This window comes from Pseudomonas sp. NPDC087336 (genome assembly GCF_044744285.1).
Classification (GTDB): domain Bacteria; phylum Pseudomonadota; class Gammaproteobacteria; order Pseudomonadales; family Pseudomonadaceae; genus Aquipseudomonas.
Window position 1 is genome coordinate 153,120 of record NZ_JBIUYA010000014.1, and the last position, 20,529, is coordinate 173,648.

Annotated in this window: 18 protein-coding genes; 8 read left to right on the forward strand and 10 right to left on the reverse strand. The window is 60.6% G+C overall.

Going from position 1 to position 20,529, the window contains the following annotated elements:
• The first annotated feature begins 24 nt into the window (after positions 1–24).
• Positions 25–2,451 carry a TonB-dependent siderophore receptor gene (locus ACIO0C_RS16420; RefSeq protein ID WP_401313758.1) on the forward strand — a complete coding sequence of 809 codons (2,427 nt, stop codon included), beginning with the start codon at positions 25–27 and terminating at the stop codon, positions 2,449–2,451.
• Between the two features lie 132 nt (positions 2,452–2,583).
• Here ACIO0C_RS16420 and ACIO0C_RS16425 read toward each other — a convergent pair whose 3' ends face one another.
• A complete protein-coding gene (locus tag ACIO0C_RS16425; protein WP_401313760.1) occupies positions 2,584–3,459 on the reverse strand; it encodes a helix-turn-helix domain-containing protein in 876 nt (291 codons plus the stop codon).
• Between the two features lie 138 nt (positions 3,460–3,597).
• Here ACIO0C_RS16425 and ACIO0C_RS16430 point away from each other — a divergent pair, with 138 nt between their 5' ends.
• Entirely contained in the window at positions 3,598–4,500 is a 903-nt protein-coding gene (locus ACIO0C_RS16430) for a DMT family transporter (RefSeq protein WP_401313762.1), read from the forward strand.
• 12 nt (positions 4,501–4,512) lie between these two features.
• Here the strand turns inward: ACIO0C_RS16430 and ACIO0C_RS16435 are convergent, their stop codons facing one another.
• Positions 4,513–5,022 (reverse strand): DUF2165 family protein, encoded by a 510-nt coding sequence (locus ACIO0C_RS16435; RefSeq protein ID WP_401313764.1) that lies wholly within the window; start codon positions 5,020–5,022, stop codon positions 4,513–4,515.
• A gap of 178 nt (positions 5,023–5,200) precedes the next feature.
• Complete coding sequence (locus ACIO0C_RS16440) at positions 5,201–6,175, reverse strand: 2-hydroxyacid dehydrogenase (protein ID WP_401313766.1); 975 nt, start codon at positions 6,173–6,175, stop codon at positions 5,201–5,203.
• 199 nt (positions 6,176–6,374) lie between these two features.
• On the opposite strand from ACIO0C_RS16440, the gene ACIO0C_RS16445 reads away from it, so the two are divergent.
• A complete protein-coding gene (locus ACIO0C_RS16445; RefSeq protein ID WP_110746903.1) occupies positions 6,375–6,632 on the forward strand; it encodes a hypothetical protein in 258 nt (85 codons plus the stop codon).
• A gap of 3 nt (positions 6,633–6,635) precedes the next feature.
• Here ACIO0C_RS16445 and ACIO0C_RS16450 read toward each other — a convergent pair whose 3' ends face one another.
• Together ACIO0C_RS16450 and norR are read right to left on the reverse strand one after the other, a co-directional pair.
• On the reverse strand, positions 6,636–7,409 hold the full coding sequence (locus ACIO0C_RS16450) for a YkgJ family cysteine cluster protein (protein ID WP_401313769.1): 774 nt from the start codon (positions 7,407–7,409) through the stop codon (positions 6,636–6,638).
• Positions 7,410–7,515: 106 nt separating this feature from the next.
• A complete protein-coding gene (gene norR / locus ACIO0C_RS16455) occupies positions 7,516–9,078 on the reverse strand; it encodes a nitric oxide reductase transcriptional regulator NorR (RefSeq protein ID WP_401313770.1) in 1,563 nt (520 codons plus the stop codon).
• 155 nt (positions 9,079–9,233) lie between these two features.
• On the opposite strand from norR, the gene hmpA reads away from it, so the two are divergent.
• The gene (hmpA, locus tag ACIO0C_RS16460) at positions 9,234–10,415 is read left to right on the forward strand and encodes an NO-inducible flavohemoprotein (RefSeq protein WP_401313772.1); all 1,182 of its coding nucleotides are present in this window, start codon (positions 9,234–9,236) and stop codon (positions 10,413–10,415) included.
• Between the two features lie 125 nt (positions 10,416–10,540).
• Here hmpA and ACIO0C_RS16465 read toward each other — a convergent pair whose 3' ends face one another.
• The 5 genes from ACIO0C_RS16465 to ACIO0C_RS16485 form a co-directional block, all read right to left on the reverse strand.
• The gene (locus tag ACIO0C_RS16465; protein WP_180205767.1) at positions 10,541–11,182 is read right to left on the reverse strand and encodes a transcriptional regulator; all 642 of its coding nucleotides are present in this window, start codon (positions 11,180–11,182) and stop codon (positions 10,541–10,543) included.
• Positions 11,183–11,272: 90 nt separating this feature from the next.
• Positions 11,273–12,400 carry an NAD(P)/FAD-dependent oxidoreductase gene (locus ACIO0C_RS16470; RefSeq protein WP_401313774.1) on the reverse strand — a complete coding sequence of 376 codons (1,128 nt, stop codon included), beginning with the start codon at positions 12,398–12,400 and terminating at the stop codon, positions 11,273–11,275.
• Positions 12,401–12,453: 53 nt separating this feature from the next.
• Positions 12,454–13,398: an ornithine cyclodeaminase family protein gene (locus tag ACIO0C_RS16475; protein ID WP_401313776.1), complete on the reverse strand. Its 945-nt coding sequence runs from the start codon at positions 13,396–13,398 to the stop codon at positions 12,454–12,456.
• Positions 13,399–13,522: 124 nt separating this feature from the next.
• Positions 13,523–15,013 (reverse strand): ATP-dependent RNA helicase RhlB, encoded by a 1,491-nt coding sequence (rhlB, locus tag ACIO0C_RS16480; protein ID WP_401313778.1) that lies wholly within the window; start codon positions 15,011–15,013, stop codon positions 13,523–13,525.
• Positions 15,014–15,111: 98 nt separating this feature from the next.
• A complete protein-coding gene (locus tag ACIO0C_RS16485; RefSeq protein WP_401313780.1) occupies positions 15,112–15,768 on the reverse strand; it encodes an alpha/beta hydrolase in 657 nt (218 codons plus the stop codon).
• A 468-nt stretch (positions 15,769–16,236) separates the two neighbouring features.
• Here ACIO0C_RS16485 and ACIO0C_RS16490 point away from each other — a divergent pair, with 468 nt between their 5' ends.
• From ACIO0C_RS16490 to ACIO0C_RS16505, 4 genes are all read left to right on the forward strand, one after another.
• Entirely contained in the window at positions 16,237–17,268 is a 1,032-nt protein-coding gene (locus ACIO0C_RS16490) for an amino acid ABC transporter substrate-binding protein (RefSeq protein ID WP_401313783.1), read from the forward strand.
• Positions 17,269–17,333: 65 nt separating this feature from the next.
• The gene (locus ACIO0C_RS16495) at positions 17,334–18,515 is read left to right on the forward strand and encodes an amino acid ABC transporter permease (protein ID WP_401313785.1); all 1,182 of its coding nucleotides are present in this window, start codon (positions 17,334–17,336) and stop codon (positions 18,513–18,515) included.
• 10 nt (positions 18,516–18,525) lie between these two features.
• Entirely contained in the window at positions 18,526–19,623 is a 1,098-nt protein-coding gene (locus tag ACIO0C_RS16500; RefSeq protein WP_057713401.1) for an amino acid ABC transporter permease, read from the forward strand.
• 11 nt (positions 19,624–19,634) lie between these two features.
• Positions 19,635–20,399: an amino acid ABC transporter ATP-binding protein gene (locus tag ACIO0C_RS16505; protein ID WP_007905492.1), complete on the forward strand. Its 765-nt coding sequence runs from the start codon at positions 19,635–19,637 to the stop codon at positions 20,397–20,399.
• Positions 20,400–20,529 lie beyond the last annotated feature (130 nt).

Genomic DNA, 20,529 nt, shown 5'->3' on the forward strand with positions numbered 1-20,529 from the left:
GCGGTTCTACACAGGTCATGAGTCATGAAGTCCAGGGCATTATCGGGTTCGGTCAAACAATGGTTGGGTGTGTCTGCGTTGAGCTTCGCGGCGTTGGCGCTGCTGCCGCTGAATGGGGCGATGGCCGCGCAGGCCAGCACCCCGCAAGGTACGTTGTTCAGCTTTTCGATGGTCGCCAAACCACTGCCCCAGGCTTTGAGTGACTTCAGTCACGTCACCGGCATCAGCGTGGTCTACACCGATGAAGCGCCTTACGGCCTCACTGCCCCGGCGCTCAACGGACAGTTGAGTGCCGAACAGGCCCTGCAGCGTTTGCTCAGCGGTTCCGGCTTGACCTCGCGCCGTATCGATGGGCACACCATGGTCCTGGAACCGCAACCGACCGAGGGCGCGTTGAATCTGAGCGCCACCACCATCACCTCGGTGATGGAACAGTCCACCAGCTATCAGCCGCCACCCACCAGCTCGGTGATGCGCGCCTCGACGCCGTTGCAGGAAATTCCCCAGACGGTCAACGTGGTCCCGGCCCAGGTCATTCGCGACCAGGCCCCGCGCAACTTGGATGACGCGCTGGCGAACGTCAGCGGCATCACCCAGGGCAACACGCTGGGCAGCACTCAGGATTCGGTGATGACCCGCGGGTTCGGCGATAACCGCAACGGCTCGATCATGCGCGACGGCATGCCGGTGGTACAGGGGCGGGGCATGAACGCTACCGTGGACCGGGTCGAAGTGCTCAAGGGCCCGGCTTCTTTGCTCTATGGCATTCAGGATCCCGGCGGCGTGGTCAACATGGTCAGCAAGCAGCCGGAGCTTGATCCATACAACGCCCTGACCCTGCGTGGCTCGACCTATGGCGAGGGCAAGAACGGCAGCGGCGGCACCTTTGACAGCACGGGCGCCTTGGGCGACTCAGGGTTCGCCTACCGCATGGTGCTGGACCACGAAGACGAAGATTACTGGCGCAATTACGGTGTGCACCGCGAGACGCTGGTGGCGCCGTCGCTGGCCTGGTTCGGTGAAAGCACCCAGCTGACGTTCGCCTATGAACACCGGGAGTTCCTGACCCCGTTCGACCGCGGCACGGTGATCGATCCGCGTGATAATCATCCGCTGGACATCCCCCGTGATCGCCGGCTCGACGAACCGTTCAACAACATGGAAGGGCGCTCCGACCTGTACCACTTCCAGGCCGATCACGACCTCAACGACAACTGGAAAGCCCATTTCGGCTACAGCTGGAATCGCGAGACCTATGACGCCAGCCAAGTGCGCGTGACCGCCATCGACACCAGCAAAGGCACGCTGACACGCAGCATGGATGGTACGCAGAATGCGATCAGCACCGACCGTTTCACCACCGCCAGCCTTGAAGGCAAGGTCGATGTCGCCGGCATGCAACATGACCTGGTGCTCGGGGTCGATGACGAATACCGCAAGATTTACCGCGCCGACCTGATCCGCCAGAAAAGCCTGACCACCTTCAGCTACCTCGACCCGGTGTACGGCCGCGAAGTCCCAGGCACCACGGTCAGTCCGGCCGACAGTGCGCAGACCGATATCCTGCGCAGCGATTCGGTGTTTTTGCAGGACTCGATCCACCTCACCGACCAATGGATCCTGGTGGCGGGCGGGCGTTTCCAGGAGTATGACCAGTACGCTGGCAAGGGCGTGCCGTTCAAGGCCAACACCGACAGCAACGGGCAGAAATGGGTGCCGCGCGCCGGTCTGGTCTATCGCTACACCAATGAACTGTCGTTCTATGGCAGCTACACCGAATCGTTCAAACCCAACTCGACCATTGCGCCATTGAGCGGCAGCAGCACCGTGCTCGATGGCAGCATTGCGCCGGAAGAAGCCAAGTCGTGGGAGGTGGGCGCCAGGCTGGAAATGCCGGGCCGCGTAACGGGCAACATTGCGCTGTTCGACATCAAGAAACGCAACGTTTTGGTGGCTAACGCCGAAGGCCCGGTGACCCTCTACAGTGCGGCCGGCGAAGTGCGTTCCCGTGGCCTGGAAGTGGACTTGAGCGGACAGCTCACGGACCACTGGAGCATGATCGGCAGCTATGCCTATACCGATGCCGAAGTCACCGAAGACCCGGTCTATAAAGGCAAACAGCTGCAGAATGTGGCCAAGAACAGCGGCTCGCTGTCGGCGGTGTACGACTTCGGCAGCGTCATCGGTGGCGACCAGTTGCGGGTTGGCGCCGGGGCGCGCTATGTCGGGGAGCGAGCGGGCAATGCCGTGAATGATTTCAACCTGCCGAGCTACACCGTCGCCGATGCGTTTGCCACCTACGACACCCAACTCGACGGGCAGCGGGTCAAGTTTCAGCTCAACGTGAAGAACCTGTTTGACCGCACGTACTACACCTCGGCGGCGAGCCGGTTCTTTGTGTCGATGGGGGATTCTCGGCAGGTAACGTTGTCGAGCACCCTGGAGTTCTGATCAGAAACCGCATCATCGTTCATCCATGTAGGAGCCAGCGGTGCGGCGATCCGACTAGCCGGCGAACCAGGCGCCGCGATGTATCTGTTACACCGCGTTATCGTTCTTCGCGGGCAAGCCTCGCTCCTACATCTAGCGCAAAAACGCCTGCCGATACTCCCCCGGCGTCCCCCCCAGTGCCTGCCTGAAACGGTTGGTAAAGTGACTGGCACTGGCAAACCCGCACGCCAATGCAATCTCCCCCAGCGGCTGCGAGGTGGTGCGCAGCAAATCCCGCGCCCGGCTCAAGCGCCGCGCCAGCACATATTGATGGGGCGGCAAACCGAAACTCTCACGAAACATCCGTGCAAAGTGGTATTCGGATAATGCACACAACGCAGCCAACTGCCCCAGGCTGATGGCTTCGGCCAACTGACTGTCGATGAACTCCACCAGATGCCGCCGCTGATGCGCAGCCAGGCCACCCTTGAGGCGCAAGCCGGGACGCATGCTGACCTGGCTGAGCAGGGCGTGGGCGAGCATTTCATGGGCCAGGCTGCTGGTAAGCAAGCGTTCTGCGGGTTCGTCCCAGTTGAGGCTGATCAAGTGCCGAAAGCGCAACGCCTGTTGTGGGTCATCCAGAAAAGTTTGCTCACGCAACTGCAGTTGCCGTGGTTCGCGATCGAGCAGGGTGACGCAGCCAAGGGCAAATTGTTCAGGGCTGAAATACAGGTGGGCCAGGCGAATGTCGCCATTGATCACCCAGCCTGACTGATGGTCGGCCGGCAGGATGCACAGCTTGTCCGGAGCACCCTTGGTGCCGGGCTGGTCACGCCGGAAGGTCCCGGTACCGCCAGCGATGTAGCAGGACAGCGTGTGGTGGCTCGGCGCTTCGTAGTCCTGGGCATCGTGGTGGTTGTTCCACAAGGCTGCTGCCAATCCGTCACCGAGCTCGGCGCTGTGCTCGAGGCGAGCATTGGGCGAGCGGTTGAGGGCTTGAAACACTTGCAGGGATTCCAGTGCGGGCATGATCGTTTCTCTCCAACGCCTTGCATCCTACTCCGTAGACACCTGCCTGCCAGCCCGTCGCCTGACAAAAGCGCAAGATTATGCAAGTGCCGCGCAACGCGGCGCATGACACTGGGCGCCTATCGAGGAGCCTTTGCCATGAACCTTTCGTTGTATTTGCTGACCGTGCTGATCTGGGGCACCACCTGGATTGCCCTGAAATGGCAACTGGGCGTGGTGGCGATTCCCGTGTCCATTGTCTATCGCTTTGGTTTGGCAGCGTTGGTGCTGTTCGTGATCTTGCTGCTCAGCCGCCGCCTGCAAGTGATGAACCGCCGTGGGCATCTGATTTGCCTGGCGCAGGGGTTGTGCCTGTTCTGCGTCAACTTCATGTGTTTCCTGACCGCCAGTCAGTGGATCCCCAGCGGTCTGGTCGCCGTGGTGTTTTCCACCGCCACGCTGTGGAATGCGCTGAACGCACGGGTGTTCTTCGCTCAGAAAATCGCCCGCAATGTGCTGATGGGCGGCGCGCTGGGCTTGCTCGGCCTGGGCCTGTTGTTCTGGCCCGAACTGGCGGGTCACACCGCCAGCCCGCAAACCTTGCTCGGCCTTGGCTTGGCCCTGTGTGGCACCTTGTGTTTCTCGGCGGGGAACATGCTGTCGAGCCTGCAACAAAAGGCCGGGCTCAAGCCACTGACGACCAATGCCTGGGGCATGGCCTACGGCGCTGCAATGTTGTCGGTGTGGTGCCTGGTCAAGGGAACTCCGTTCGACATGGAATGGAACACCCGCTACATCGGCTCGCTGCTGTACCTGGTGATTCCCGGTTCGGTCATCGGTTTCACTGCCTACCTGACCCTTGTCGGGCGCATGGGGCCCGAGCGTGCGGCCTATTGCACTGTGCTGTTTCCGGTGGTGGCGCTGAATGTCTCGGCATTTGCCGAAGGCTATCAATGGACGCCCCCGGCGCTCGTGGGCCTGGTGATGGTCATGCTGGGCAACGTGTTGGTGTTTCGCAAACCCGGGACGAGTGCCAGGCCTGTGGCGGGGAAGCTGGCCTGAGCCGCAGTTTGTTCAGCGGTCTTTCACTGCGGTGAGATAGATCAGGCCGAGAAACATGTATTGAATGTTGTTTTCTGCCCACATATAGGTGTTGCGATGAGCAGAGTAATCCAGGTCAAACCATTCATTGAGTATGATGACGTATAAAGCCTGATAAACAAAAATACCGGTGGCAAGACCAGCGATCGCGAATTTTTTTGCTTCGTGAAATTCGTTGCGTGGTGCATCGACTTTTCGGCAGAGCTGATAGGTACCTACCAGGCAACTAAAAGTGTAAATGATCTCGAGCGAAATGATTGCCCAGTAAAAGCGATGATGGAACATGGTGGAGGTGATTGCCCTGTAGCGCCGGGAGTCGTTACCCTCGGTGTCAGTCATGCTGATGATGCGCCCGATGTAGTCGGCATATGCCGTATAGTCGGAGATATTGTTAGCGATGGTCATAAGTCCGAATAATGCTGCTGTAAAAACAATAATTATTTTGCTCCGCCTTGTCACGGAGGCGGTAGTAAGTTTATTCATTTTGGTATGTTCTCCGAGTGCACGTCTGGTGCTTTCTTTAATGGCTCGAAGTTTATAGCTGTTCAGGAAAGTTCAGTCGGAGACTGCGTTGCAAGTTATGTCGCCTGTTTTATTCAAGTAGAAAAGCCGTTTGATATTATGGAAAGTGGCACGTCCAGCCAGACGTGCCATCATTCATTCAGCCTTTCCAGACCTGCGGGTTGACCAGGTCTTGTGGGCGCTCACCCAGCAAGGCACTGCGCAGGTTCGCCAGAGCGCGGTTGGCCATGGCGTCGCGGGTTTCATGGGTGGCCGAACCGATATGTGGCAAGGTCACGGCGTTTTTCAATTGAAACAGCGGCGACTCGGCCAGCGGTTCTTTTTCATACACATCCAGCCCGGCGCCGCGGATGCGGTTGTTTTGCAGTGCATCGATCAATGCCGGCTCGTCCACCACCGGACCTCGGGCAATGTTCACCAGGATCGCGCTCGGCTTCATCAGGGCCAGTTCGCGATGGCTGATAAGGTGTCTGGTTTTCTCGCTGAGCGGAACCACCAGGCAAACGAAATCGGCCTCAGCCAGCAGCTCGTCCAGGCTGCGCATCTGCGCGCCGAGCTCCTGTTCCAGCGTGGTCTTGCGGCTGTTGCCGCTGTAGATGATCGGCATGTTGAAGCCCAGGCGTCCACGGCGCGCGATGGCCGCACCGATGTTGCCCATGCCAACGATGCCCAGGGTCTTGCCGTGGACATCGCAGCCGAACAGCGGTGCGCCGACGGTGGCTTGCCATTGACCCGCCTTGGTCCAGGCGTCGAGCTCGGCGACGCGGCGAGCACTGCTCATCAACAAGGCGAAGGCCAGGTCCGCGGTGCTTTCGGTGAGCACGTCCGGGGTGTTGGTGAGCATGATCCCGCGTTCGTTGAAATAGGCCACGTCATAGTTGTCATAGCCCACCGAGACGCTGGACACGACTTCCAGGCTGGCGGCGTTTTCCAGTTGTGCGCGACCGAGCTTGCGGCCGACCCCGATCAATCCGTGGGCATGGGGCAGGGCTTCGTTGAACTGGGCGCTGATGTCACCCTTTTTCGGGTTCGGCACGATGACGTCGAAGTCTTGTTGCAGGCGTTCAACCATCTCTGGCGTGACGCGGCTGAAGGCGAGGACAGTCTTTTTCATGGGTACAGGGCTCGTCGGGCGGAGGAGGATGTGGGGAAAGCTACAAGCTTCAAGCAACAGGCCGCAAGCTAAAAGCTATCCGCAGCGCTTTTAACTTGAAGCGTGCAGCTTGAAGCTTATGGCCGCCGTTCCGTTATACTGTCGCCTTTCGCGGCTCGCTGACCGGGCCCGACACAGTGTGCATCACCCGGAGCTTTTCATGACTTCCCCGAAACAACCGCCGGTAGCCGACGCCTTGAGCGACGAACAGGCAGAGCTGCCAGACAGCGTCGACTCCAGCGCTGACAGCGAGACCAAAAGCGCGATCCCGGCGTTCAAGTTCCCGTTCAAGCCGGGTGAGCTGCAGGCCACCAAGGACGCCAGCCAGCCTTGGTACAAGAACGGCGCCAAGAATGGCCACACCAAGACCCCGGGAATGGCGCCTCCGGGGACACGCCGTTCGATGGGCAAGCGTTAGGTTTCAGGTTTTTTCCAGCGCTTGGGCCTGGGTCTTCGCCAGCGAAATAAACGCATAGTCAGCGGGTGGCTCGCTCACCACCTGCGCACCCGCTGCCAAGACCTGTCCGGCGACATCGTCTCCCGACACATGAAACTGCCATTCGCTTTCCCATGCCGGTAACGTCTGCCCGACCAGTTCGTCGATGATTTTGGCGAACTCGGTCATGTCCGGCAGGTAAGCGGTAAATCCGTCGCCCTTGAGGGCGGTGGTCCGAATCCCCAGTAACGCACATACCGCATCCTTGATGTGGATGTCTTCGCGATCGGCCTGGCGAGAACGCTGGATCAGCTGCGCCAGTTCCGGGTCCGCCAGTTGGCCGCCCACTATCAGTTGCGGTCCCTGTTCCCAGGATTGCGGCGGGCACTCCTTGACGGCGATGTTCAGGGCAATGTGCGGATTGATCTCCATCGGGTAGATGCGGCATACCAGTGGCCGGCGTTCGTAGATGCGACACAGGTTGTCCTGGTCAAGATGGCGGCAGGCGCCGGGGTTATAGGCGGCAAAGGTGATGGCCACATAAGCCTCGCAGGCGCCGCTGCGCACCACCGCCGAGCGACGTTCGGCGTGCTCGCGTTGCTGCGCCGGCAGGCCCAGGCCATTACTGAGGAAGGCTTCCACCAGCACGATCACCTGGCCGCCGTCGGCCGCCCACATCCGGGCTTCGGCCAGGGTCAGGGGCACGTGGTGGTCATTGCAGCATTTACCACAGCCTACACAGGAAAACGTCGTATTCATTGAGCAGCCAGTCGCATCCGAGGGCAAAAAACGGCGACAGAATGCCGCCGCAAAGGTTGCTCCCGAAGCAAGTTATGCGCCATTCACAGCGATCACCGCCCGGTGCCTATTTCATCCCCAGTCGTTTGGCCATCCGCCCGAGATTGGCCCGGTCCAGGCCCAGTTCGCGGGCCGCGCTCGCCCAGTTGTGGTGGTGGCGTTCCAGGCAGGCGCCGATCAATTGGCGCTGATACCGTTCGGTGGCTTCACGCAAATCGCCTGTCACTGCTTCCGCGGCCGCTTCGGCGGGGCGCTCAGCGCTGACTTCGACGCTGGCCTCGATGCTGGCATAGGGCAGGTCGAGGTCGGCGGCACTCAAGCTGAGGATCTTCGGCCGTTCCTTGCAGTTACCTAAGGCCTTCAACGCACTGCGGCCGATCAGGTGTTCCAGTTCGCGCACGTTGCCGGGCCAACCGTAGGCCAGCAATGCAGCCTGGGCATCGGTGCTCAGGCGCAGGCTGTTGAGGCCCATGCGCGAGCGGTTCTGTTCGAGGAAGTAACCGCTGAGCAGCAACACATCTCGCCCACGGTCACGTAGCGCCGGGACCAGCAAGGGGTAAACACTGAGCCGGTGATAGAAGTCGGCGCGGTAGCGGCCACTGCGCACTTCCTCGGCCAAGTCGCGATTGGTCGCTGCGATCAGTCGTACATCGACCTGATGCTCTTGGTCCGAACCCAGTCGCTGCAGCTGACCGCTTTGCAGCACGCGCAGCAATTTGGCCTGCACCGTCAGTGACAGTTCGCCCACCTCATCCAGAAACAGCGTACCGCCATTGGCCAGTTCGAACTTTCCGCGTCGGTCATTCATTGCCCCGGTGAACGCCCCGCGAACATGCCCGAACAGCTCGCTCTCCACCAGCGTGTCCGGTAAGGCGGCGCAGTTGAGGCTGATGATCGGTTTGTCGGCGCGAGGCGAGGCGGCATGGATGGCCTGGGCCACCAACTCCTTGCCCACCCCGGTTTCGCCGGTGATCAGCACCGTCAGATCGCTGCCGCCCACCAGGTTGATTTCTTCCATCAGGCGTTTGTGCGCTTTGCTTTGGCCAATCATTTCGCGGTTTTGCTGGCCGCTGGCCTGGCGGTACACCTCGGCGCGCTGGTGTTCGTCTTCGACCCTGTTGTTCAATCGCTCGATGCGTTCGGCCGCGTTGACGGTTGCCGCCGCGAGGCTGGCGAAGGCCTCAAGGGCATCCAGTTCGATCGGTTCGAACTGTTCCGGGTTGAGGGCGTCGAGTGTCAACAGGCCCCACGGCCGTTCATCGATGAACAGTGGGCAACCCATGCAATCGTGGACTTCCAGATGATCGTCCAGGCCATCGACCAGGCCGTCATACGGGTCGGGCATTTCGCTGTCAGCGGCAAACCGCGTGGGGCCGGTACTGCTGAGCAGGGCCTGGAAGCGCGGGTGTTCGCTGACCTTGAAGCGCCGGCCGAGGGTGTCGGTGCTCAAGCCGTCGACAGCCAGCGGCACCAGCCATTCGCCATCAAGGCGCAGCAAGGCGGCGGCATCACAGGGGAGCAGGGCGCGCATGGCTTCCAGCAAGCGCCGATAACGTTCGCCCTCGGGGAGTTCGCGGGACAGGTCCGCCACCAGTGGCAACAGCGCAGTGAGCAGGGATTTTGCAGTCATAGTGACTCCGTGTAGTCGATAAGACTATAAGTTGCTGTGTGTCGTTATGACTATTGCCTTTTTAAGTAGTTGATTTATAACGATTTAATAGTTGGCATGGAAACTGATAAGACTAAGGCAACTGTTAAGAAACCCCGTTGCCCAGGAGTCACCTTATGCTGAGCGTTCAAGACCGTGCCATCGTCAAGTCCACTGTGCCATTGCTGGAAAGCGGTGGCGAAGCGCTGATCACTCACTTCTACCGGATGATGTTGTCCGAGTACCCAGAAGTCCGTCCGCTGTTCAACCAGGCTCATCAGGCCAGCGGTGACCAGCCACGCGCCCTGGCGAACGGTGTATTGATGTACGCCCGCCACATCGACCAGCTCGATCAGTTGGGCGACCTGGTGGCCAAGATCATCAACAAGCACGTGGCCCTGCAGATTCTGCCGGAACACTACCCGATCGTCGGCAGCTGCCTGCTGCGTGCCATTGCCGAGGTGCTGGGCGAAGAAATCGCTACCCCTGAAGTGATTGCGGCATGGGGGGCGGCGTACGGCCAACTGGCGGACATTCTGATCGGTGCCGAATCCAGCATCTACGACCAGAAAGAGCAGGCACCGGGTGGCTGGCGCGGGGCCCGGGATTTCATCGTGGTGGCCAAGGTCGAGGAAAGCGCGGAAATCACCTCTTTCTATTTCGAGCCGGCTGACAAGGGCGCGATCCTGGCTGCCGAGCCTGGCCAGTACATCGGCATGAAACTGATCCTCGATGGCGAAGAAATTCGTCGTAACTATTCGCTGTCCGCCTTGGCGAACAAGGGCCAGTACCGCATCAGCGTCAAGCGCGAAGACGGCGGGCGAGCCTCCAATCACTTGCACGATCAATTGCATGTAGGGGCGAGCATCCAGCTGTTCCCGCCATCGGGCGAGTTCACCCTGAGCGCCAGCGACAAACCGTTGGTGCTGATCAGCGGCGGCGTCGGCATCACCCCGACCCTGGCCATGCTGGAAGCGGCGCTGGAAACCGAGCGGCCTGTGCACTTTATCCACTGCGCGCGCAACGGCAGCGTCCACGCCTTCCGCGACTGGATCGACGGGCTGGCCGAGCGTCACCCGCAACTCAAGCGTTTCTACTGCTACGCCGAAGATGACGGTGTCAGCCCGCCAGCGCACAAGGTCGGGCTGTTGAGCCAGGAACAACTGGCCGCCTGGTTGCCCGAAGAGCGTGACCTGGATGCTTACTTCCTGGGGCCAAAAGGCTTCATGGCGGCGGTCAAGCGTCACCTCAAGGCGCTCGGCGTACCCGAGAAGCAGAGCCGTTACGAGTTCTTCGGGCCGGCGGCGGCGCTTGAATAAACGCTAAACGCACGTCCGCACACACGTACACCCGCAGGAGCCAGGCTTGCCGGCGAAGGCGTCCATGAGATCGCCTTCGCCGACAAGCCCGGCTCCTACAGGTGCATAGGGTTCCCAGTCATGTATCAGCCTTTGAGTTCCTTCAAATGCTTGTACACCGTCGCCCGGCCCATGTTCAGTACATTGGCCACATAATTGGATGCACTCTTGCCCTTGAAGGCGCCTTCGGCGTGCAGGGCCAGCACCAGTTCGCGTTTGTGGTCGCGGGTCAGCAGGTTCAGGCTCAGCTGGCGTTCGCGCAGCCAGGCGTGGAGGAAGGTGTTGATCCGCTCCTGCCAGTCATCGCGAAACAGTGAATCGGGCTGCGGAATCAGCTTGGTCGGCGAGAGGAACAAGTCCAGCGCGGCCTTGGCATTCTCGAACAGCGAAATATTCAGGTTGATGCACAGCACCGCCAGCGGGTGTCCCTCGCGGTCGCGCAGCACGGTGCTGAGGCTGCGAATCTTCTGACCATCCCAATTGAGCTTTTCGTACGGGCCGATGTTGCGTTCGCTGACATCGTCGCTGAGCATGTCCTCCAATGCCGAATCATCGCCGATTTCCCGTTTCGACAGGTTGTTGGCGATGTAGTCGACCTTTTGCGTGCGCAAATCGTGCAGCACCACCTCGGCGTGGGGGAAAAACAGCGTGGCGATGGCGTCGGCGATAGCCCGGAAGTTATCCAGGGACGTCTCGTTCAGGGCCGGGTCTTGTTCAGGTGCGTTCATACAATGGGGCTCCGGGCAGCTTCAGCGCCCCGTAAACAGGACGCTGAAAGTGTGCCGCAATCGAGTCGGCGCGTCACCTGAGGACAACAGTCAACCCAGGCGTGCAGGGGACAGCATCCCGGCATTCAGGCCGAAACGGGTGAGGGGTTCGGGCAGGGGTTCACCGCGCACCAGCGCGGCACTGGCCTGGCCCATGGCCGGAGAGGTCTGGATGCCGTAGCCGCCTTGTGCCGCCACCCAGAACAACCCCGGCACCTGCGAATCGAAACCGGACAGCAAGTCGCCATCGCTGACGAAGCTGCGCAGGCCGGCCCAGGTTCGGGTCGGGCGGCGGATGGTCAGCGTGGTGGCTTCCTCGATCTGGTAGATGCCCATGGCAATGTCCAGTTCTTCGGGTTGCACGTCGTGGGGTTCGACCGGGTCGGCGTTGGCCGGCGAACCGAGGAACATCCCGGCGTCGGGTTTCATATAGAAGGATTCGTCGAGGCTGACCAGCATCGGCCAATGATGGATGTCCACACCCTCGGGGCCGGCGAAGATGAACGCGGCGCGACGCTTGGGTTGCAGGCCCAGTGGCCGGGCACCGGCCATTTCACCGATCTTGTCGGCCCAGGCGCCAGCGGCGTTGATGATCACCGGTGCGCTGAAGGTCTGACCCTGGGTTTGTACCTGCCACAGGCCTGCGGCATCACGGGTCAGGCTCAGGACTTCGGCGTCGGTATGAACTTCACCTTGATTGCGCCGGATACCACGCAGGTAGCCCTGGTGCAGGGCATCGGTGTCGATGTCGCTGGCAGTCGGATCGTAGATCGCACCGTGGACTTTTTCCCGGCGCAGGATCGGCAGGCGCACACAGGCCTCTTCGGCGCTGAGCAATTGCATTTCAGGCACCGTGGCCTTGGCGCTCAGGTACTGGTTGTTCAGTTCGGCCGGATCGCCGGTGAAGTCCACGGTCATTTCGCCGCGCGGGGTCAGCAACGGGTGTTCGCAGAAACCGGCGGGTGGGGCGTCGAAAAAATCCCGGCTGGCCTGGGTCAGCGCCCGAACTTGCGGCGTGCCATAGGCGGCGGTGTACAGCGCCGCGGAACGACCGGTGGAGTGATAGGCCGGATGGGACTCGCGTTCGAGCACGATCACGCGGCCATGCTGCGACAGCCAGAAACCGGTGGAAGCGCCGGCAATCCCGCCGCCGATGATGATGAAGTCTGCCTGGCTCATGAACGTCTCCTGATGGGGCGCAAATGACAATGTTGTGAGGATTCTCTGTGGGCTTAGTGCTGCAGGCGGTAGATGGCATTGGCCAGCGCAATGTCTTCCAGGCCCAGCCCGATGGAGCGGAAGAACACATGGCGGTCGTAGTCGGGGCGCTGCACCTTCTCGCTGAGCAGGTCGGCCAGGTCGCCGACAATCGCATTTTTATCCCAGCCATGCTGTTCAGCGGCAATCAGCATCTCGCCGGCCGAACCCGGGGTGGTCACACGGTAGTCGCAGAATACCTGCATGGCATTGAGGTTCTGCGGCGGCACCTCGTGGGCGCGCGGCGCGTTGGTGCTGATGGAGGTGATCAGCGCCGGTTTGCCCAGGGTCGACGGGTCGATCACCGGACCTGCGGACGAAGTGCAGAGCATGATGACATCGGCGTCGGTGATGGCGGCTTCGCGACTTTGCGCAATGCTCAAGCGTGGCTCGATACTTTTGAGCAGGCTCACCGTTTCAGGGTCTTCGCTCAGGCTTGGCGAGTACAGGCTGATGCTTTGCCAGTCGCGCAGGCCTTTCACGTAATGCAGGTGCGCCTGGGCCACTTTGCCGCTGCCGATGATTGCCAGGCGGCTCGCATTGAGCGGCGCGAGGGCGTCGACCGCCACCGCCGTCGTCGCCGCAGTCCGGGCAGTGGTCAGTTCGCCGGCATCGCACAGCAACAGCGGCTGGCCGGTCTGCATCGACATCAGCAAGGTCCATGCGGTCACCAGGGGGCCTTGTTCGCGCACGATGTAGGGCGAAGTCTTGACCCCGTAAACGCCGTCTTCGGCCAGCACACCCAGGTAGTTGATGAAGTCGCCGGCACCCTGGGGAAATTCCACCAGTTGCTGTGCCGGCTGCACCGCTTGCCCGGCGGCCAGGTCGCAGAACAGTTTGCGCAGGATTTGCGGCACGTCGACCTGCGCCAGCAACTCGCGGGCCTGGGTTTGATTGATCACGTAGGGGGTGCTGGGCATGGTCGGCTCCGGGAGCTGGATGTAAACTAATTTGTCCATTATGGACTTTTAGTTATCGCTGGCAATCTCCGGGCGAAAAAAAAGCGCAGTCCGTTTCCGGCTGCGCTTGTTCCTGCAACGGTACTCAGTGCGGCCGCTTGCGCTCAATCGGCCGCAGTAGATGGGTCGGTGGTGTTTCACAGCTGATCTTGCGCCCCAGCTTTTCTTCGATGGCCGGTAGCTGGTAGGAGTCGTCTTCACCGGCAAAGCTGATGGACACACCGTCGGCGCCGGCACGACCGGTACGACCGATGCGATGCACGTAGTCGTCCGGGACTTCCGGCAGGGTGAAGTTGATCACGTGGCTGATGCCGTCGATGTGGATGCCGCGACCGGCCACGTCGGTGGCGACCAGCACGCGAATGTGGCCTTCGCGGAAACCTTCCAGGGTCTTGATACGTTTGTGTTGCGGCACATCACCCGATAGCTGCGCGGCGTTGACGCCGTCGCGCACCAGGCGTTCTTCGATGCGTCGCACTTCATCCTTGCGGTTGGCGAAGACGATGACCCGCTCCCAGCCGTTGTCGGTGACCAAGTTGTAGAGCAGCTTGTATTTGTCGGCACCGGCCACCGCGTAGATGTGTTGCTCAACGTTTTCGTTGGCCACGTTCTGCGATTCGATCTCGACGATTGCCGGGTCGGTGGTCCATTGCTTGGCCAGGTTCATCACGTCTTCGGTGAAGGTCGCGGAGAACAGCAGCGTCTGGCGCTCGGACTTCGGCGGGGTCTGGCGAATGATCTGGCGTACTTGCGGGATGAAGCCCATGTCGAGCATGCGGTCGGCTTCGTCCAGCACCATCACTTCGACCATGTCCAGGTGCACGTCGCCGCGCTGATTGAAGTCCAGCAGGCGGCCCGGCGTGGCCACGAGGATGTCGCAGTGGCGGGCCTCGAGGTGCTTGAGCTGCTTGTCGAAGTCCATGCCACCCACGAACGTCATGACGTTCAGGCCGGTGTATTTGGTCAGGTCGGCCGCGTCCTTGGCGATCTGCACCACCAGTTCGCGAGTCGGGGCGATGATCAGCGCGCGCGGTTCACCCATGTAGCGCTCTTTCGGCGGCGGGGTCTGCAGCAGCTGGGTGATGATCGAGATCAGGAAGGCCGCGGTCTTGCCGGTACCGGTCTGCGCGCGGCCGATGGCGTCTTTGCCGGCGAGGGTGAAGCCCAGCACCTGGGCCTGGATCGGCGTGCAGTACGGGAAGCCCAGGTCCTGGATGGCGTGCATCAGTTCGGGGGCGAGCTTGAAATCGTGGAAACGGGTCTTGCCTTCCTGGGGTTCGACGACGAAGTCTTCGAGTTTCCACGGGATGACCGGCGCTTTTGGCTTGGGTTCGCGGCGGCGGCTGGCGGGTTTTGGTGTTTCGCTGCGTGGCTGCTCGGGGGCAGTGACCACCGCAGGCTGGTCGGCCGGCATGCTCGCAGGCTCATGTTTCGGTGCCGCTACGGCGGCGGTCCGGCCAGGCTGACTACCGTCGGTGCGGTGGCTGGGGGCGTGAGAAGGAGCGCTGGGGACTGGCGCGAGTTGCTCAGTCTCGCTTTTACCGAACATTTTCTTGAGTGCTTTGAGCACGGTCATCTCATCAATTGGTTAAGGAATGTACGCCGGCCAGTGTAATGCAAGAATCGGGCGCGGCGTAGAGGGATGGATCAAAGGGCGTTTTTAAACATGATTGTTTAGCGCAGGCGCTCGGCGAGCCACACGCCGATGTCGCGAATCTCCTCGGGTAACACTTCATGGCCCATTGGGTATTCCTGCCATGCCACGGTGACACCACGCTGTTTCAAATGCTCGTAGGCGCTACGTCCCATCGAGTTCTGCACCACGTCATCGTATTGACCATGCAACGACAGCACCGGAATGCGCTGCTGGCTGGCGGACAGTTCCAGCGTATCGCTGAAGGTCGGTGCATAAGTAGAGAGGGCAAGTACGCCACCCAACGGTCCCTGCCATTTCACAAACGCGGTGTGTAGAACCACGGCGCCGCCCTGGGAAAAACCTGCCAGGAAAATTCGCGAGGCGTCTATTCCGCTGCTGCGCTGTTGTTCGATCAATTCGATTATCCAGTTGGCCGACTCTTCCAGTTGCTCTGGGTTGATCGCGCGGGCCGGGCTCATGGCCAATATGTCGTACCAGCTTGGCATCTCGTAACCGCCGTTGATGGTGACGGCGCGGGTCGGTGCCTGGGGTAGGACGAAGCGTGTGCCCAGCAAAGTTTCCTGCAGCGCTTCGGCCACCGGCAGGAAGTCGTAGCGATCGGCGCCCAGGCCGTGCAGCCAGATCACGCAGGCATCTGCGGTCTTGACGGGTTCAAGAATCAAGGGATTGGTCATGGCTGCTCCAAATATGTGCGTGCGCGCTGATTGAGTGCGAGGTGCGAGTGCGCGCCTGGTTGATCAGTTACGAAGATGTCGCAAGGTTACAAGTTTTGCTATTGACCTGTCGCTTAACCGCTTAAGCGGTCGGTGTGGTACGGGCTTTGCTATAGGGATGTTGGTACGAAAATCCCACATCTGTCGGTAACACTATCAGGCCATTGTTGGCAGTGGGATAGCAAAAGAATCCGGTAATGGATGTTCGCCAGTGGCCGCTACGGGCTTCGCGAACGTAAAAGGGCTACAGCCCGTTCGGCCGATTGGTGAGAAGTGAGTTGTCCTTTATGTGGATTTTCTCCTACTAGACTCATGGCTACGGTCCTACGTCGGTTGACCCTCAAAAAAGCCAACACGGGTCACCACCGCCTCAAAAGGGTGCGACTGGACTCACGCTCCGACACAACAAGAGCAAAACTGGAGGTTTGAATGAAGATGTTGAAATCCACCCTGGCAGTCGTGACTGCAGCCGCGGTACTCGGCGTCAGTGGGTTCGCTCAGGCGGGCGCGACCCTGGATGCAGTGCAGAAGAAAGGTTTCGTACAGTGCGGCGTCAGCGATGGCCTGCCTGGTTTCTCGGTTCCGGATTCCACCGGCAAGATCGTCGGTATCGATGCCGACTACTGCCGTGCCGTGGCCGCTGCCGTGTTCGGCGACGCGACCAAGGTCAAGTTCAGCCAGTTGAACGCCAAGGAGCGCTTCACCGCGCTGCAGTCGGGCGAAATCGACATCCTGTCGCGCAACACCACCATGACCAGCTCCCGTGATGCGGGCATGGGTCTGAAATTCCCTGGCTTCATCACTTACTACGATGGCATCGGCTTCCTGGTCAACAACAAGCTGGGCGTCAAGAGCGCTAAAGAGCTGGACGGCGCGACCATCTGCATCCAGGCCGGTACCACCACCGAATTGAACGTTTCCGACTACTTCCGTGGCAACGGTCTGAAATACACCCCGATCACTTTCGACACCTCCGACGAGAGCGCCAAGTCGCTGGAATCCGGTCGTTGCGACGTACTGACCTCCGACAAGTCCCAGCTGTTCGCCCAGCGCAGCAAGCTGGCCTCGCCGAAGGATTACGTGGTGCTGCCGGAAACCATTTCCAAGGAGCCACTGGGCCCGGTCGTGCGTAACGGCGACGACGAGTGGCTGGCCATCGTGCGCTGGGTTGGCTACGCCATGCTCAACGCTGAAGAAGCAGGCATCACTTCGAAGAACGTCGAAGCCGAAGCCAAGGCCACCAAGAACCCGGACGTCGCTCGTCTGCTGGGCACCGACGGTGAATACGGCAAAGACCTGAAAGTGAAGAAAGACTGGGTCGTGCAGGTCGTCAAGCAAGTCGGCAACTACGGCGAAGTGTTCGAGAAAAACCTCGGCAAGAGCACTCCGCTGGAAATCGACCGCGGGCTGAACGCCTTGTGGAACGCTGGCGGCATTCAATACGCACCACCAGTGCGCTGATGGTTCTATCACCCGGTGGGCCAACCACCGGGTGATGTTCTGTTCCATTCTTTGCGGGGCACTTCATGCAAAATTCAATCGGCGCACCAAAGCAGAGGCTCAGCCTCAGCGATCCACGAGTGCGTGCGTGGGTATTCCAGATCATCACCATTGTCGGGGTGGTCTCGCTAGGCTGGTATCTGTTCGACAACACACAGACCAACCTGCAACACCGGGGCATTACCTCCGGTTTTGACTTTCTGGAGCGCAGTGCCGGGTTCGGCATCGCTCAACACCTGATCGACTACACCGAAGCGGACAGCTATGCCCGGGTGTTTGTCATCGGCTTGCTCAACACCTTGCTGGTGACCTTCATCGGCGTGATCCTGGCGACCATCCTCGGCTTCATCGTCGGCGTGGCCAGGCTGTCGAAGAACTGGATCATCGCCAAGGTGGCGACGGTGTACGTGGAAGTCTTCCGTAACATCCCGCCACTGCTGCAGATCCTGTTCTGGTACTTCGCGGTGTTCCTGACCATGCCGGGGCCGCGTAACAGCCACAACTTCGGCGACACCTTCTTCGTCAGCAGCCGCGGCCTGAACATGCCGGCGGCACTGATGGCCGATGGTTTCTGGGCGTTCGTGATCAGCATCGTCGTGGCCATCGTCGCCATCGTGCTGATGACCCGCTGGGCCAACAAGCGCTTTGAAGCCACCGGCGAGCCGTTCCACAAGTTCTGGGTCGGCCTGGCGTTGTTCCTGGTGATCCCGGCCCTGTGCGCACTGATTTTCGGCGCGCCCGTGCACTGGGAAATGCCGCAGCTCAAAGGCTTCAACTTCGTCGGTGGCTGGGTGCTGATCCCGGAACTGCTGGCCTTGACCCTGGCACTGACGGTGTACACCGCGGCGTTCATCGCCGAGATCGTGCGTTCGGGCATCAAGTCGGTCAGCCACGGCCAGACCGAGGCGGCGCATTCCCTTGGCCTGCGCAATGGTCCGACCCTGCGCAAGGTGATCATCCCGCAAGCCCTGCGCGTGATCATTCCACCGCTGACCAGCCAATACCTGAACCTGGCGAAGAACTCCTCGCTGGCGGCCGGTATCGGTTATCCGGAGATGGTGTCGCTGTTCGCGGGCACGGTGCTGAACCAGACCGGCCAGGCGATCGAGGTGATTGCCATCACCATGAGCGTGTACCTGGCGATCAGCATCAGCATTTCCCTGCTGATGAACTGGTACAACAAGCGCATTGCGCTGATCGAGCGGTAAGGAATAGCGCATGAGTACTCATACTTTCAAACCCGACATGCCACCGCCGGCCAAGGTCTTCGGCCCGATGGCGTGGATGCGCGCGAACATGTTCTCCAGCTGGCTCAACACCCTGCTGACCCTGTTTGCGTTCTATCTGATTTACCTGGTGGTGCCACCGATACTGCAGTGGGCGATTCTCGATGCCAACTGGGTCGGCACCTCCCAGGCCGACTGCACCAAGGAGGGCGCCTGCTGGGTGTTCATCCAGCAGCGCTTCGGCCAGTTCATGTACGGCTACTACCCGCCGGTACTGCGCTGGCGCGTGGACCTGACGGTGTGGCTGGCGATTGTCGGCGTCGCGCCGTTGTTCATCTCGCGCTTTCACCATAAGGCGGTGTACGGGCTGAGTTTCCTGGTGCTGTATCCGATCATTGCCTGGTGCCTGCTGCATGGCGGCGTATTGGGTCTGGACGCCGTGGCAACCAGCCAATGGGGCGGCCTGATGTTGACCCTGGTGATCGCCACCGTCGGCATCGCCGGTGCGTTGCCGCTGGGGATTGTCCTGGCATTGGGGCGTCGTTCCAACATGCCGGCGATTCGTGTGGTCTGCGTGACCTTCATCGAATTCTGGCGTGGCGTGCCGTTGATCACGGTGCTGTTCATGTCCTCGGTGATGCTGCCGTTGTTCCTGCCCGAAGGCATGAACTTCGACAAGCTGCTGCGGGCGCTGATCGGCGTGATCCTGTTCCAATCGGCCTACGTGGCCGAAGTGGTGCGCGGCGGACTGCAAGCGATCCCTAAAGGACAGTACGAAGCCGCCGCGGCAATGGGCCTGGGCTACTGGCGCAGCATGGGCCTGGTGATTCTGCCGCAAGCCCTGAAGCTGGTGATCCCCGGCATCGTCAACACCTTCATCGCGCTGTTCAAGGACACGAGCCTTGTGATCATCATCGGCCTGTTCGACCTGCTCAACAGCGTCAAGCAAGCCGCCGCCGACCCGAAATGGCTGGGCATGGCCACTGAAGGCTACGTGTTCGCCGCCCTGGTGTTCTGGATTTTCTGTTTTGGTATGTCGCGCTATTCCATGCATCTGGAACGCAAGCTCGACACAGGCCACAAGCGTTAGGAGTTCTTTTTATGAGCGAAGCAATCAAGAAGCCTGTGAGCCCTGAAGGCATTATCCAGATGCAGGGCGTGAACAAGTGGTACGGCCAGTTCCACGTACTCAAGGACATCAACCTCAACGTCAAGCAAGGCGAGCGGATCGTCCTGTGCGGGCCGTCGGGTTCGGGCAAGTCCACCACCATCCGCTGCCTCAATCGCCTGGAAGAACACCAGCAGGGCCGCATCGTGGTCGATGGCGTGGAGCTGACCAACGACCTCAAGCAGATCGAAGCGATCCGCCGCGAAGTCGGCATGGTGTTCCAGCACTTTAATCTGTTCCCGCACCTGACCATCCTGCAGAACTGCACCCTGGCGCCGATGTGGGTGCGCAAGATGCCCAAGCGCAAGGCCGAGGAAATCGCCATGCACTACTTGGAGCGCGTACGCATTCCGGAGCAGGCGCACAAGTACCCGGGGCAACTGTCCGGCGGTCAGCAACAGCGTGTGGCGATTGCCCGTGCGCTGTGCATGAAACCGAAAATCATGCTGTTCGACGAACCGACTTCGGCACTCGACCCCGAGATGGTGAAAGAGGTGCTGGACACCATGATCGGCCTGGCTGAAGACGGCATGACCATGCTCTGCGTGACCCACGAAATGGGCTTTGCCCGTACCGTGGCCAACCGCGTGATCTTCATGGACAAGGGCGAAATCGTCGAACAGGCCGCGCCGAACGACTTCTTCGACAACCCGCAGAACGAACGCACCAAGCTGTTCCTGAGCCAGATCCTGCATTGATCGAAGCCAGGCCATAAAAAACCCGGACCTGGTCCGTAATGCTGTTCACTTAAGCGGAGCAGCCTTACGGTCCACTGGAAACCGGGTCTTTGAAATCTTCACCGTCCTTGGCCTCGAAGGCCTTGGACGG

Coding starts and splice junctions, on each gene's coding strand:
- ACIO0C_RS16420 (WP_401313758.1), top strand. CDS start 25: ATGAAGTCCAGGGCATTATCGGGTTCGGTCAAACAATGGTTGGGTGTG.
- ACIO0C_RS16425 (WP_401313760.1), bottom strand. CDS start 3,459: ATGCCCGCACTGGAATCCCTGCAAGTGTTTCAAGCCCTCAACCGCTCG.
- ACIO0C_RS16430 (WP_401313762.1), top strand. CDS start 3,598: ATGAACCTTTCGTTGTATTTGCTGACCGTGCTGATCTGGGGCACCACC.
- ACIO0C_RS16435 (WP_401313764.1), bottom strand. CDS start 5,022: ATGAATAAACTTACTACCGCCTCCGTGACAAGGCGGAGCAAAATAATT.
- ACIO0C_RS16440 (WP_401313766.1), bottom strand. CDS start 6,175: ATGAAAAAGACTGTCCTCGCCTTCAGCCGCGTCACGCCAGAGATGGTT.
- ACIO0C_RS16445 (WP_110746903.1), top strand. CDS start 6,375: ATGACTTCCCCGAAACAACCGCCGGTAGCCGACGCCTTGAGCGACGAA.
- ACIO0C_RS16450 (WP_401313769.1), bottom strand. CDS start 7,409: ATGAATACGACGTTTTCCTGTGTAGGCTGTGGTAAATGCTGCAATGAC.
- norR (WP_401313770.1), bottom strand. CDS start 9,078: ATGACTGCAAAATCCCTGCTCACTGCGCTGTTGCCACTGGTGGCGGAC.
- hmpA (WP_401313772.1), top strand. CDS start 9,234: ATGCTGAGCGTTCAAGACCGTGCCATCGTCAAGTCCACTGTGCCATTG.
- ACIO0C_RS16465 (WP_180205767.1), bottom strand. CDS start 11,182: ATGAACGCACCTGAACAAGACCCGGCCCTGAACGAGACGTCCCTGGAT.
- ACIO0C_RS16470 (WP_401313774.1), bottom strand. CDS start 12,400: ATGAGCCAGGCAGACTTCATCATCATCGGCGGCGGGATTGCCGGCGCT.
- ACIO0C_RS16475 (WP_401313776.1), bottom strand. CDS start 13,398: ATGCCCAGCACCCCCTACGTGATCAATCAAACCCAGGCCCGCGAGTTG.
- rhlB (WP_401313778.1), bottom strand. CDS start 15,013: ATGACCGTGCTCAAAGCACTCAAGAAAATGTTCGGTAAAAGCGAGACT.
- ACIO0C_RS16485 (WP_401313780.1), bottom strand. CDS start 15,768: ATGACCAATCCCTTGATTCTTGAACCCGTCAAGACCGCAGATGCCTGC.
- ACIO0C_RS16490 (WP_401313783.1), top strand. CDS start 16,237: ATGAAGATGTTGAAATCCACCCTGGCAGTCGTGACTGCAGCCGCGGTA.
- ACIO0C_RS16495 (WP_401313785.1), top strand. CDS start 17,334: ATGCAAAATTCAATCGGCGCACCAAAGCAGAGGCTCAGCCTCAGCGAT.
- ACIO0C_RS16500 (WP_057713401.1), top strand. CDS start 18,526: ATGAGTACTCATACTTTCAAACCCGACATGCCACCGCCGGCCAAGGTC.
- ACIO0C_RS16505 (WP_007905492.1), top strand. CDS start 19,635: ATGAGCGAAGCAATCAAGAAGCCTGTGAGCCCTGAAGGCATTATCCAG.